8 protein-coding genes are annotated in these 13,234 nt (G+C 47.7%); 6 read left to right on the plus strand and 2 right to left on the minus strand.

All coding sequences use genetic code 11. The features are described 5' to 3' along the window. Window positions 1-1,317 (minus strand): DUF6017 domain-containing protein (locus CUS_RS12140; RefSeq protein ID WP_002851108.1); only part of this gene is annotated, 1,317 nt, incomplete at its 3' end. 15 nt (window positions 1,318-1,332) lie between these two features. Then, on the minus strand, window positions 1,333-1,617 hold the full coding sequence (locus CUS_RS12145; RefSeq protein WP_002851123.1) for a hypothetical protein: 285 nt from the start codon (window positions 1,615-1,617) through the stop codon (window positions 1,333-1,335). 757 nt (window positions 1,618-2,374) lie between these two features. Between CUS_RS12145 and CUS_RS12150 the strand changes: the two genes are divergently transcribed. The 6 genes from CUS_RS12150 (at window position 2,375) to CUS_RS12175 (ending at window position 12,630) form a co-directional block, all read left to right on the plus strand. Next, window positions 2,375-3,400: a class I adenylate-forming enzyme family protein gene (locus tag CUS_RS12150; protein WP_002851129.1), complete on the plus strand. Its 1,026-nt coding sequence runs from the start codon at window positions 2,375-2,377 to the stop codon at window positions 3,398-3,400. Window position 3,401: 1 nt separating this feature from the next. Then, window positions 3,402-5,201, plus strand: coding sequence for an SGNH/GDSL hydrolase family protein (locus tag CUS_RS12155; protein WP_002851116.1), 1,800 nt, complete (start codon window positions 3,402-3,404; stop codon window positions 5,199-5,201). A 274-nt stretch (window positions 5,202-5,475) separates the two neighbouring features. Continuing rightward, window positions 5,476-6,981 carry an Hsp70 family protein gene (locus CUS_RS12160; protein ID WP_002851126.1) on the plus strand — a complete coding sequence of 502 codons (1,506 nt, stop codon included), beginning with the start codon at window positions 5,476-5,478 and terminating at the stop codon, window positions 6,979-6,981. Between the two features lie 13 nt (window positions 6,982-6,994). After that, window positions 6,995-10,261 carry an AAA family ATPase gene (locus tag CUS_RS12165; protein WP_002851133.1) on the plus strand — a complete coding sequence of 1,089 codons (3,267 nt, stop codon included), beginning with the start codon at window positions 6,995-6,997 and terminating at the stop codon, window positions 10,259-10,261. A 23-nt stretch (window positions 10,262-10,284) separates the two neighbouring features. Beyond that, the gene (locus tag CUS_RS12170) at window positions 10,285-12,015 is read left to right on the plus strand and encodes a tetratricopeptide repeat protein (protein WP_002851113.1); all 1,731 of its coding nucleotides are present in this window, start codon (window positions 10,285-10,287) and stop codon (window positions 12,013-12,015) included. A gap of 21 nt (window positions 12,016-12,036) precedes the next feature. Continuing rightward, window positions 12,037-12,630 carry a hypothetical protein gene (locus CUS_RS12175; RefSeq protein ID WP_002851105.1) on the plus strand — a complete coding sequence of 198 codons (594 nt, stop codon included), beginning with the start codon at window positions 12,037-12,039 and terminating at the stop codon, window positions 12,628-12,630. The last annotated feature ends 604 nt before the right edge of the window (window positions 12,631-13,234 follow it).

Genomic DNA, 13,234 nt, shown 5'->3' on the forward strand with positions numbered 1-13,234 from the left:
AACCTCGTTGTAGAGGGAACTGATGAAATATCTGCGGAAATCCTTGATATTATCGACCTTTGCCATATTTTCAAGGACATTCTCTACCATGTAGATATTGGCTTTGAGCATCTTTGACTGAATAACTGCTCTGGGGAATGCCTGACCTCTGAGTGTGGTATAGGGCAGAGGGGAACATATTTCGTCAACGATAAATCCGACGATTTCATCTGCTTCTGCATAACCGTCCCGACCGTCCTGACAGAGCCAGTCACCAAGATGCCAGTAGTCGAGATTATCTCTGACAACTTCTGTGAAATACTCTACTTCTTCTGCGTTATATCCGTCAGTCACTCTCTCAGCAGATTTTTCAACACTCGGAATGTTGAAAGTTGGCTTTGTCGCCGGAGGAATGATAGAGGATTTATCACACAGTAATTGATTTTTCTGTTTTGTATTGTTGTTATTATATTGTCCCTGAATTTCAGACAGCGGAGTTTCAGCAGGCGGAGTGTCCAGATACGGGTTTTCCACCTTCTGTTTTTCAGCCGCAGAAGAAACAGCAGCCTTTGCCTTGCCGCCCTCACGGATCGTAATAGCCTTGCGTCTTGTCTCAGCTTCAAGTTCGTCTGCTTCTTCCTTGCTGACAGGAACATCGAAAAAGCTGTAAACATATTCAAAATGATTGTTCACGCTCTCATTCGACAGAAGTTTTGTGCGAACAAGGTAGCCCTTATCAATGAGCTTGTTCACAGCGTTATGCACGGCAGTCTTGCCCTCTTTGCAGATTGCTTTCAGTCCTGACATAGAGAAATTCCAACTATTCGGCAGAGAAAGAACTTTCAGCATAAAGCCGATCAGTTTGTTTCTGATCTTATTGGTTCTGAGGAGCTTTGCACTGATAATAGTGAAATTGCTGTCCTTCTTCACACGGTTCAGGGTAGCGTTATCTACTGTAAATGTCTCCATTTCAATGTCATACTTCGGGATAGAATCGTCCAGTTCCGAGTATTCATAGAAGTCATAGAGATAACTGATCCTGCCCGTAGGGGACTCGTTTGGCATCAGCAAGGTCTTTTTGACATATCCCCACTGTTCCAGTTCAGCAAGCTGGGACTTGATCGCTGTTTCACCGTCCTCACAGATAGCCACAAGTCCGGCAATCGTGAAATTCCATGTAGGCGGAAGGTCATTGATCTTGCCGAGCAAACCTATCGAATCGCAGCCAATATTGGTTGACCGCACGAAGCAATTGCTCAGAACGGCATAACCGCCTGACCTATGTACTCGGCAGATCGTATCTGGTATTGTTTTTTTTACTTTTGTTTTCTTGTCCATTTCTCTCACCTCTGCTTACGCTCCGTACACAAATTCCATGTTGGATATTCGCAGCTTGTTGACCGCATAGACATGACCATACGACTTCTGCACTACAAGGAGGAAACCTCTCTTGCAAAGCTCATACACAGCGGTACGAAGCTCATCGAAGGTGAACTGTGAAAGCTCACTGTAACGGCGAAGCTCATCGACCGTAACGTAGTCAAAGTCTGAATGGTTGAGCATTGCCGTCAGCAGTTCATTACAGGCTTTCGCTTCAAAGTTGTAATTGAGCAGACTGATTTCAGTAGGGTTCGGCATAGAAAGACCTCCTTGACATAGTTCATCTGAAATAAAAAAAGCTCCTCAGCGACCTGTTTTCATACAGGCTCAGTGAGAAGCGATGTGCAATATTCAATTTTTAGGCATAAAAATAGCGGACAGCGCTTCTGTTATGAAACACCGTCCGCTTTTGTCCATTATTCAGTTTGCTTTGTCAACAGGCTTTCTACCGTTTGTTTTAAGGTTTCTACCAACTTTCTACCAACCTTGACGGCGGTAGAATTCTACCAGTTTTTCTACCAAAAATCTGCATTTTGATGATTTTTCAGAAACAGCGTAGTTACGCAGTTTTCCATGTTTCTACCCTCAAAAATGCTGATTTTACGGTGATTTGGTAACACTTGGCGATAGATTACGATAATTGGCGATAAAGTGGTGATACTATACCACAAAACACCGAAAATTTCAAGTATCCCCGCAAAATCCTTTCAGCAGAACATTAGTGAAGAGCAGGCTGTGCCTGCCATTGCCTGCGGCGTGGAAAAATATCCGTCCAACATTTGAAATATGACGAATTTGCGCGTTTTCAGAGGTGTAAAGGCATATTATTCACAGCATACCTTAAGAAATATTAAGGATACAATTAATGATATTTAAGATTGAGCGTTCCACAATTAATGATTATTTAAGGATCGGTATGTTATAATATAGCACAGAGGGTCAGATAAAGAACAAAGAGATATACACAGATGACCCGTCATAAAAAACGACAGGATAACAGAAAGGACAGAAAACAATGAAAACGACAACACAGATCAACACGAGTACCATCGTAAGAAAGTTCCCTGAGTGGGCGAAAGTAGACCGCATCATCAACGGCGTTGAGATCTACAACATGAATATTTTTGACAATATCATGACCTTCAATCAGGACAATCTTGACGGACCTGCCTTTGACTACTTCGGCAGGATAGTTACATACGGCGAACTGCCCGCTCTTCGTGAAGCATACGCGAGAGGTCTTAAGCTGGCAGGTGTCAAAGATAACGGATGCAATGTCAGGTATTCGCTGGGCGGCGGTGCCAGTGAAGAGGGCGGCGTAACGCTGGTCACCTACTTCATGGACGAGGAAACAAAGACCAACGAAACGGGCAAGCCCCTTGAACCGCATGTTCATGTAAAGCTGGTGGACGATGACGGCAACCTCATCGAAGAGAATGAAGTGATGGGTAACCTGCATGCCACAAGCCCCGCCTCTGCTGACCGCTATCTTGATAATCCCGAAGCTACCGCAGAACGCTGGTACTATGATGAAAACGGCATAAAATGGGGCGTTACGGGCGATATCGCGGTAAGGCACGCAGACGGTTCTTACACTATCATGGGCAGGGCTTCCGACTCTTACGTTGATGAAAACGGCAAGCGCGTATACCTGTTCAATATTGAAAGTTCGCTGGACGAGAACGACCCCATCAACGAATGGGAGATATCCGCTTTTAAAAACGAGAGAGGAGGATATGATGTGGTGGGTCAGGTGATACTCGACCCCGACCGCGCAGAACCCACGCCCGAACTGGTGGAATACATATGCCGCAAGTACAGGCTGGACGCTGTGAAGTTCTACAGAGAGTTCGAGATAGGCGAGATAACAGCAAAGCGCGATTACATACTGCTTACCCACGACTATAACGGCTACTATGCGCCGCTCAGCAAAAACCACATGATGCTGGTCAGCTATTCGGAAAACGGCGAAACTGTCAAGATAAGAGTGAGAAAAACACAGAAAATAGAGATATGTGAGAACTACAAGGAGGAGAACTGAAATGAGAGGAAAAAAGTTTTTATCGGTGCTGACTGCGGCGGCTATGCTGGGAAGCACAACAGGTCTGGCGGCACTGGCTGAGGGTGCGGAGAAAGCACCATCAAAGAAGAAGACCTACAACTATGTGGCACTGGGCGACAGCATAGCGGCAGGCTACGGGCTGTACAAGGGCGAAGGTCTTGACCCAGCGATGATAATCAACGATAAGCTGTTGGCTGACCCTGTACAGGGAGCATATCCAGCCATATTCACAGGCTATCTCAAAGAGTTGGGCGCGCAGAACGGCGTTGAGGTAAAGGGCACTAATCTGGCGGCTACAGCATTCCGCGCTGAGGACATCGAAAAAGTCATCAGGCAGGAGGGCTATCAGGGCGAGTTTTCAAAGATGATACTTGAAATGTTCGTGAAGACCATACCCGCCGATGTGCTGACACCTTACCACGAATACTTCAATGATGCGCTTAGCGAAGCTGACCTTGTGAGCATACAGCTGGGCGGAAATGACATAGTGATGAGCATTGTACCCGACATGCTGATGAGCGAGAACCCTGTTTTGCAGGCATCGGGCGTATCGCTGGCGCTGACGCTCTTCGGGCTTGATACCACCACAGCGATGGGCGCAGGCATCAAGACTATAAACGATAACAAGGACAAGATAACAGCTGAGTCTTTCCTTGAAGCCGCAAACTACATGAAGAATGTGGCTGAAAAGGCAGATGAACTGGTAGAACAGTCGGCTGAGCATGTAAAGGGCGTTGTCAAGGCAGTGCAGGAAGTCAACGGCGAAACCGATATCGCGCTGATAAGCATGTTCAACCCTTACCGCACAGAAGATATCGAGCCTGAACTGACAGAGGACATATTCTCGACACTGGGTCCCATCTTTTCGGAAGCATCTGATGCGGCTGCCGAAAATGAAGCACAGGTAGATGAAAAGGGTGTACCCACCGATGGTTACATAGATGTGCTAAACGAAAAGGTAGAGCAGGTGACCGAACTGAAAAAGGCTATGGAAACCCTGAATGATGAAGCGGCTGAAAAAATGATGGAGCAGGCGGAGAAAGCTGAGGATATCAGCGAACTGAAAGACGCGGTCACTGAGATCACCACCGATGACAACGAGGCTGCGTACTATGCAATGGTAGATCTTCTTGATAAGATCGCTGATATTGAAGAGGTCCAGAAATTGCTTGACATAATCAACAGCGGTGCAGATGTCAGCCAGCTGCCCGATATCACTGCTGTTATCGAACAGTTCCGCAACAGCACTGCGGCGGCAGAAGCGGCTGCTATGGCACAGCAGATAGCCGGTCCCATAGCTATGCAGATGGCAGGCAAAAACGTTGACCCGCAGATAAAGGGTCTTAACGAAAAGCTGAAAGCCATAGCCGCCGAAACAGGTGCGGTATACGTTGATGTTTACGGCATCTCACCTGAAACTGACTCCGACCCGCACCCCAACGCGAACGGTCACAAGGAGATAGCTGACATAATGTTTGCAGAACTTTCCGATATGGTCAGAGAGAGAATGTCAGCAGACGGCACCACTACTGCCGACGAAGACACCACAGGCGGCGATGACACTGTTTCTTCCGATGAAGACAAGACTGTAGGCGATATCAACGGCGACGGCAAGATCAATGTAACAGATATCTCGCTGGCGGCGGCACAGGTAAAGGGCATCAAGGCGCTGAGCGCTGAGTTTTTCCCCTTCGCTGATGCCGACCACAGCGGCAGGATAGATGTTACTGATGTTGTGCTGATAGCGGCACATGTCAAGAATGTTAAACATCTTTCATAAATGCACCGTAAGACCCGAACGCAGGATTTCACCTGTGATCGGGTCTTTTTTTGTTTCAGATGTGACCTGTACTGCGGATCGAGGTCAATGTTATCGCCCGATGAAACGCCCTTTGGTGTGATGTGTTATCAGAACGACCGCATTTATAAATGTATTGACAAAAACTGACTAGATGTGATATAATAAAATTGGTATTTTGTGAATTGATATAAGCGGCATGGTCTGCAAGATCACGCGGAAGATGTGCCGTTTGTCATAGATCTGGGGGATAAATATGATTTTTGGTATTGATCTTGGTACGACTTATTCGGTATGCTCTTACATAGATGACAAGGGCGAACCGCAAGTCATAACAAATATGGAGGGTCAGAGGACAACTCCATCTGTGGTGTATTTTGAGAGCGGCAGTTCGGTGGTCGTGGGACAGGCTGCCAAAGAGAACAGTATATGCTTCCCCGATGATGTGGTATCTGCCATAAAAAATCACATGGGTGACAAGAACTACAGGTTCACCACATCTGACGGCACTGAATATTCGCCCGAAGTCATTTCAGGGCTGATACTGAAAAAACTCGCCGCCGATGCCAATGATTTCCTGGGAAATGATGTGCCTGTGAAAAAAGCAGTCATAACCATACCTGCATATTTTACCGATGCTGAGAGAACTGCCACCGAAAATGCCGCGAAGATAGCGGGTCTTGAACTGGTGCGCACCATCAATGAACCCACTGCCGCCGCACTCTACTATGCGTCGAGCAGTAAGCTGGAACACGGCAATATACTGGTCTACGACCTGGGCGGCGGAACTTTCGATGTGACTGTGATAAGGGTCGATGGCAAGGATGTTGCGGTAAAGAGCACAAAAGGTCTTAAAAATGTGGGCGGCAGATTTTTCGATGAAGAAATAGTTGACCTTATAAATGACTATATAGATGACAAATACGATATCGACCTTGAAGATGACGAGTACAAGGACGTTTATCAGGAACTTTTCACCCGCGCTGAAAAAGCTAAGATAAGCCTCAGCCGACAGGAGAAAACTGTGATACCCGTAAGGACGGGCGAGTTCAAGGAGAGTTTCGTACTGCAAAGGGCTGACTTTGAAAAGATAGTCGCAAAGCTGTACAAGCGCACCGAATTCTGTGTAAAGACAGCCATCAGCGATGCGGGACTGACCGCAAAAGACATCGACAAGGCGATACTTGTGGGCGGTTCAAGCAGGATACCGTACATTGAAGAAAATCTGACAAAACTGCTGGGCATGCCGCTTTCACATGAGGTCAATCCCGATGAAGTAGTGGCTATGGGCGCGGCGCTTTACGGTAAATACCTTGAAAACAGCGAGAGCGAGCAGAGGAAGATATCCGATGTATGCTCGCACTCGATAGGCATAGTCGCACTTGACGAGATGACACTGCGCAAGTACAACCGCAAGCTGATAGAGCGCAACACCACTCTGCCTGCGGTGTCAAGCCTGCCTTTCAAGACAGCTTCGGAGTCGCAGGACAAGATAGAACTTTCGATAACTGAGGGCGAATTCAAGGAACTTTCAGATGTAAGGATAATCTCAGAGAGCGTTATCGACCTGCCTGCGGGTCTGCCAAAAGGCACAAGGGTCGAAGTGGAGATACAGCTGGACATGTCACAGCTGGTGCATGTAAGGCTGAGGATACCCTCTGTGGGCATTGACAGGGAGTTCAAGTTTGAAAGACTTTCAAATATGTCAGAACAGGACGTTGAGAAGCTGACAGGGCTTATCGCGGATTTCGATGTGAATTAAGAGGCTGTTTGGTATGGATATTTTATCGGCAAAAGGCGAAAAGGACTACGACAGGATAATCGAGGCAGGCGCGTGTATGCGCCCCGAAGAATGCAGTTCTAAGAGCGAGGCGCATGCCATCGGCAAAGCCTACGAGAAAAAAGGCGCTTTCGGGCAGTGCCTTGAATGGTATATGCGCAGTTACGAACTGGGCGGCTCAGACGAAGAACTTGGCATGATAGCAGGCGTGTGCCTTGCCTGCGGAAAGTATGATGAGCTGAGAAGTTTTCTGGACAACGGCAACGCCGATCCCGACGGCTATTATTACAGGGCGGCAAGGTATGAACTGGCACTGCGCACTGGAGGTTCGGCGGAAGAACAGATACAGGCGCTTAAAAACTTCATTGATGTGCAGTATGAAGAAAGTTACATGCTTCGCCTTACCGCACTGTATCTTGAACAGGGCAGCGACAAGGCGGCGGGCAAGCTGTGCAAAAAAATTATGCGTCTGTACATTGACACTGACGGCGCACTGTATGCGAAAGACCTCGCAGATGCGATAAAAGCAGGCGAGGGTCTTGCTTTTGTGCGCGAAAAGGCATGGCTGAAAGACAAGGTGTTCAAGCACATATCCTTTGACCTTTCTGCAAAGCCGATGGAAGATATACGCATCGGCAGGGCGGCTGTCAGCACAGAAAAGCCGATGAATGCAGACAGGGTGACAGTCAGCGAAGAGAAGCCGAAAACCGAAGGCGGTGAAGGCAGAAAACTCCCTCTGTTCGGAAAAAAGTCTGCTGACAAAACCGCTAAAAAGGATAAGATATCCCCCATCGTTGAGAAAAGCATGAAAAATGTGGTGGGCATGGGTGAACTTAAAACTGCCCTCAACGACATCGTAAACGTATTGCAGACAGAAAAGAAGCGCGCAGGCACAGAAGCGATAATCCTCAACAACATCAAGATACTGGGACCCGACGGCTGCGGCAAGACCACCGCCGCATACGCCGCGTGCAGGACGCTTAATGCGCTGGGTATATCAGCATTTGACGAGCCTGTGGTTACAGATTACGACTCTCTGCTGACCGATGACAATGAAGAACTTCACAGCCGAATACAGGAACTTTTTGACAATGCGATGGGCGGCTGTCTGCTGATAGAAAATATCCATGAATTTGATGACGAGAACGGTCACGGCGTAGGTTCAAAGATACTCGATCAGATCTACAGCGCCATAAAGTCGGCAAACGGCGGCGTGACGCTGATAATAACAGGCAGGGAAAAGGAAACGGAAGATCTCCTGCTGAAAAAGCCAAAAATAGCGGCGCTTTTCAATCTCAGGACGGTGGTGCTGGGCAAATATTCGACCGATGACCTGATGGTGATAACCGACAGGCTGGCAGAAAGCAAAAGCCTTGTCATAAACGATGCGGCAAAGCTGGTGCTTAGGAAAAAGCTGGAGAACATGGCTTCCCAGCCCGACTTCACCTATTCAAAAGACCTCGAAAGGATACTGACTGAGGCTTATGTCAGCATGTCCAACCGTCTTTCAAAGAAAAGGCGGGCAGCGGGCGATGATTACTATGTCATCACCGAAGAGGATATAAATTCGGGCGAGTCTGCCGAAACTGTTGAAGAACTGCTCGACAAGCTGAAAGCAATGACAGGTCTTGCATCGGTGAAAGAGTCGGTTCAGACGGTGGTAAATCAGGTTAAAGTCAACAAGATGCGCGCCGAACAGGGCATAGCGGCGGCATCGAACGGCACACTGCACATGGTATTCACCGGCAATGCGGGTACAGGAAAGACCACCGTTGCAAGGATAATCGGCAAGATATACAGAAGGCTCGGTGTACTGCCGAAGGGTCATTTTGTAGAGTGTACACGAAAAGACCTCATATCAAGCATATACGGCAAGACCGCACAGCAGGTCAGTGAAAAGGTCAAAGAAGCTATGGGCGGCATACTTTTCATCGATGAAGCATACTCCCTCTGCCGTGATGACAACGACACTTACGGCAAGGAAGCCATCGAAACTCTGCTGACAGAGATGGAGAACCACCGCGACAGCATAATGGTGATAATCGCGGGCTACGGTCCCGAAATGGACAAATTTCTCGACAAGAACCAAGGTCTGAGAAGCAGGATGTCCAACACCATCAACTTTGAGGACTACACTGCTGACGAAATGGTGTCCATATTCAAAAGCATGGTATCGGCACAGAAATTCATGCTGGATGTCGGTACTGACAAGGATATCCGCGATGTCATCGAAGCGCGGGCATCAAAGAAGGATTTCGGCAATGCGCGAGGTGTGCGCAACGTTCTCGATGATGTGATAAAACAGCAGGCTAACCGTCTTGCTGACGGACAGGAACACAGCAGGAACGATTTCCTTATCATCAAAAAGGAAGATATAGCGGCGCTGAAAAGCAGTCGGGACAGTGGCGGCGATGAGTGCAAGACTGCCGATGATTACGTGCGCGAACTTGAAGAACTGACAGGTCTTGGTTCGGTAAAGGCACAGGTACGGGCGCTGGTGGCATCTGCTAAGGTAAATCAGCGGCTTGCACAGTTAAACCGAAAGACACAGGGTTTCGGCACACTGCACATGGTATTCAAGGGCAACGCGGGTACAGGTAAGACCACCGTTGCAAGGATAATCGGCAATATCTATCATTCGCTGGGGGCGCTGTCAAAGGGTCAGCTGGTGGAATGCAACCGAAGCAATCTGGTGGCGGGCTATGTTGGTCAGACTGCCGCACGCACCCGTGAAAAGGTAGAAGAAGCACTGGGCGGTGTGCTGTTCATTGATGAAGCATATTCGCTGGCACAGGGCGGCGAGAACGACTTCGGCAGAGAAGCCATAAACGAACTGGTGGCACAGGTCGAGAACCACAGAAACGACCTCTGCGTGATAATCGCGGGCTATTCAAAGGATATGGACGAATTTCTTGCGACAAATCAGGGTCTTAGCAGCCGTTTCACCAACGAGATAGTATTTGAGGACTACACCCCCGCAGAGATGCTGGAGATACTCAAAAAGACTGCCGCCGCAGACGGCAACTGCTTTGAGGACGGCATTGACGGTCTGCTGACAGAACTGCTGGCACAGAAGTCAGCGGCGGCGGATTTCGGCAATGCGCGAGGTGTCAGGAACGTGGCAGGCGCACTGAAAAGCAAAAAGGATATGCGCGCCATCGAATACCTCGACAGCCATCAGATAACGGATATGGCAGAAACAGAAAGACTCCTGACCACCATAACCGCCGAAGATGTCATGGCGCTTATGAATGAGCGATAAAGTATAAAGAGAGGAAAGTTTAAATGAATAAAGAACTTCTGAAAACTCTTGACATAGATGACAGTCTGGGACTGCGCGAACTTAAGTCAAAGCTGGAAGAAAAACAACTCGAATACCTTGAAAGGGCGCAAAGCACTGCCGATGACAGCAGGCGCGAAGAACTGGAAAGCATTGTCGAGGATATCGAAAAGGAGATCGCCTTTCTTACAGACGAGATAAGCAGGGCGGGGTCGGCACTGGTCTTTGATGACGGCGGCAGTAATGATGCGGTGCTTGAGGAGAAGGAAGACAAGCCCGATGAAGTCATCAGTAAGGTCGAAGCCATCAAGAAGCGCAACGAGGAGAAGCGTCAGGCACAGCCTGTACAGCCTGCACCGTCAGCGGCAGACAGCTACTCTCAGCAGAACGCCGCACCCGTGAACACACCGCCGGTCAGCCCGTTATACGGCTATCAGAGCGGCAGCCCTGCCGCATATTCAAGGGATCTGAGCGGCGGTATGCAGGCTTTCAAAAATAAGGATTATGACATTTCGCTGAGTATTTTCAGAGATCTTTCAAATGCGGGCGATGTTGATGCCATGTTCATGCAGGCGCACCAGTGTTTTGAGGGTCTGGGCTGTGACAAGGACTGGAACAGATTTGAATTCTGGATGAAAAGCGCGGCTGATAAGGGTAATGTCAGCGCAAAATGTTATCTGGCTGAGAAGTATCTGAAACATGCAGACAACAGGTCGCCAATAGGTTCAAAACAGGCACAGAAAGTCTACAAGGAAGCGATAAAGATACTGGAAGAAGCTGCTGACACAGGCGATGCCGGCTCGATGAAGCTGTATGTCAGTGTGGCAGAGATGCTATACAACGGCGTTTACGAAGAGCAGACTGTTGCCATCAGACAGTGCCTTTCCCGCCGTAACGCCACTAAAGCCATGTCCTACTGCGACAAACTGTCACAGCTGGAAACCGACCAGTTTGAAAAAACGAACTGGCTGGAGCGTAAGAAATACCTCAGCAAAAAGCGCGGATTCAAGGAAGATGCGTCGGGCAAACCCGTCAAAGCACAAAAACAACACGGCGGCTGTCACATCGGGTGCGGCACGATAATCTTAGGCATCGTGGCATTATATCTGCTATCGGTGGTCATTTCGGAACTGTATGTTCATTTTATAGGCAATAAGAAACTCGACAAGGAGCTTAAAGAACAAGGCTCATCTCAGGCTGCACAGCAGGCTGTGGAAGATACTTTCGGCAAAAACAATGTTACGCTGTTCAGTTTCCCGCCTGAAAGGATAACTGATACCCAGCAGGTCACCACCGACCTGGCTGAGGTACAGAACAGCTACAATTATTCCATCGACGGCGATTCATGGGCAAGGGCATACGTTTTCCGCGCAGGCAACGGCAATGATCTTTCGTATATGAACTTCGACCTCGACAAAAAGTTCAGCGCTTTAACCTTTAAGATGACTCCCCTGCTGGAACACGATTGCTGGACGACCAACGCACAGGTGCAGGTGACTGACATCGACACCGGCGAGATAATCTATGATTATGTGCTTGAAGAAGGCACAGGCGTTGCAGATGTGACAGTCAATATCGAGGGTCGCGACAATATAAGCCTTTCGGTTTACGCTATGGAGGGCGGTGATATGTTCGCAAGACTCAGCTATGTAATGGTCAAGAACGGCGAGTTCCATGTTGAACCGGTCACAGGTGATGAAGCGGCAGAGGAAGTTCCAGCTGAGGTGACAGAGTGATAAGAAAGGGGTGCGGCTGATATGTTCGGCAAGGCAAACAACAGTAATTCTCAGGGCGAAAACGCAAGAGAATATGAGTACGAAAAGGAAAAACAGACCGAAAAGCAGAGTATCGGCAAAAACAAGGAATTCATCTTCAAATACTCGCAGGACGAAAAACTAAGACAAAAGCTGAAAACTCCGCGTTCAAGGGCTTATATGGAAGCGCTCTCGATGATAGACCTGCTGAGCGCAACTGACGAGGAGATAATCGAAAAACTGCAAAGCGAAATGGACGAAGATACTCTTGAAGAGATATCCGAGATGTCAGCCGAAGAGATAATCGCTGAGATAATGACTTCTGTCAGGGAAGAACTTGAAACAGCCATAGAAGAAGCAGGCGAACAGCTTGTGGGTGTTCTGTCGAAGTGCTATATAAGCGGCTGTGATGTACATGCCATAGACCAGTATGGCAATATAATCGAACACTACAAAATAACAGAGGGTCTGCCCACCCCGCTTGACAAGGGAAGAGAACTGTTCCACAAAAACCCGAACTGCAAGTGCGTTGAGGTCTACACAGGGTTTGCAATGATAGTTGATGAGGACTCGACTGTAACTGAGGTTAGATTCTGATAAAAATGGCATGATCGGTCACAAATAGCAGATCACTGATCAATATCCGGAACAAAGAGCACTTGCGCAAAGCAGGTGCTTTTTTATCCCCTGAAAAGCGGAGATATAAAATATAAGCAGTAATAGCTTGAAACAGAAGTATTGAAACCAGCGATCATCTGTGTTATAATATAGTTGTGTTTTCACGCAAAGTATCCCTGCGGAAGGAGAAACTTAAATGAAAAAGATCATGTTTATATGCCACGGCAACATATGAACATAGCTCCCAAAAGTGCAGTATTTAAGGCGTAAAACGACATTTTCAAAAAACATTTAACATCACTATAACATCGATTTTGGCCCGAACTTGCGTACATTTTTTTGGACCGGAATATGTTTCGGTGACATACTAACATCGGATATCGGTTTTCCAAAAGTACAAATTTTAGTAAAGCTAAGAGTCTGCGATCTGTCCTCTGGTCAACAGAATATTTATCAAAAAAATAGCTGAGACAGTTTATGATTGTCTCAGCTATTTTTGATGTTCTATGATCTTCTTTTTATCGTCGGTTTATATCAACGCTTTTTCGTTAGAAACCGTAAAAAAACAATGAGCTATTAATCA

This window comes from Hominimerdicola alba 8 (genome assembly GCF_000178155.2).
Classification (GTDB): domain Bacteria; phylum Bacillota; class Clostridia; order Oscillospirales; family Ruminococcaceae; genus Hominimerdicola; species Hominimerdicola alba_C.

Coding starts and splice junctions, on each gene's coding strand:
- CUS_RS12150 (WP_002851129.1), top strand. CDS start 2,375: ATGAAAACGACAACACAGATCAACACGAGTACCATCGTAAGAAAGTTC.
- CUS_RS12170 (WP_002851113.1), top strand. CDS start 10,285: ATGAATAAAGAACTTCTGAAAACTCTTGACATAGATGACAGTCTGGGA.
- CUS_RS12175 (WP_002851105.1), top strand. CDS start 12,037: ATGTTCGGCAAGGCAAACAACAGTAATTCTCAGGGCGAAAACGCAAGA.
- CUS_RS12155 (WP_002851116.1), top strand. CDS start 3,402: ATGAGAGGAAAAAAGTTTTTATCGGTGCTGACTGCGGCGGCTATGCTG.
- CUS_RS12160 (WP_002851126.1), top strand. CDS start 5,476: ATGATTTTTGGTATTGATCTTGGTACGACTTATTCGGTATGCTCTTAC.
- CUS_RS12165 (WP_002851133.1), top strand. CDS start 6,995: ATGGATATTTTATCGGCAAAAGGCGAAAAGGACTACGACAGGATAATC.
- CUS_RS12145 (WP_002851123.1), bottom strand. CDS start 1,617: ATGCCGAACCCTACTGAAATCAGTCTGCTCAATTACAACTTTGAAGCG.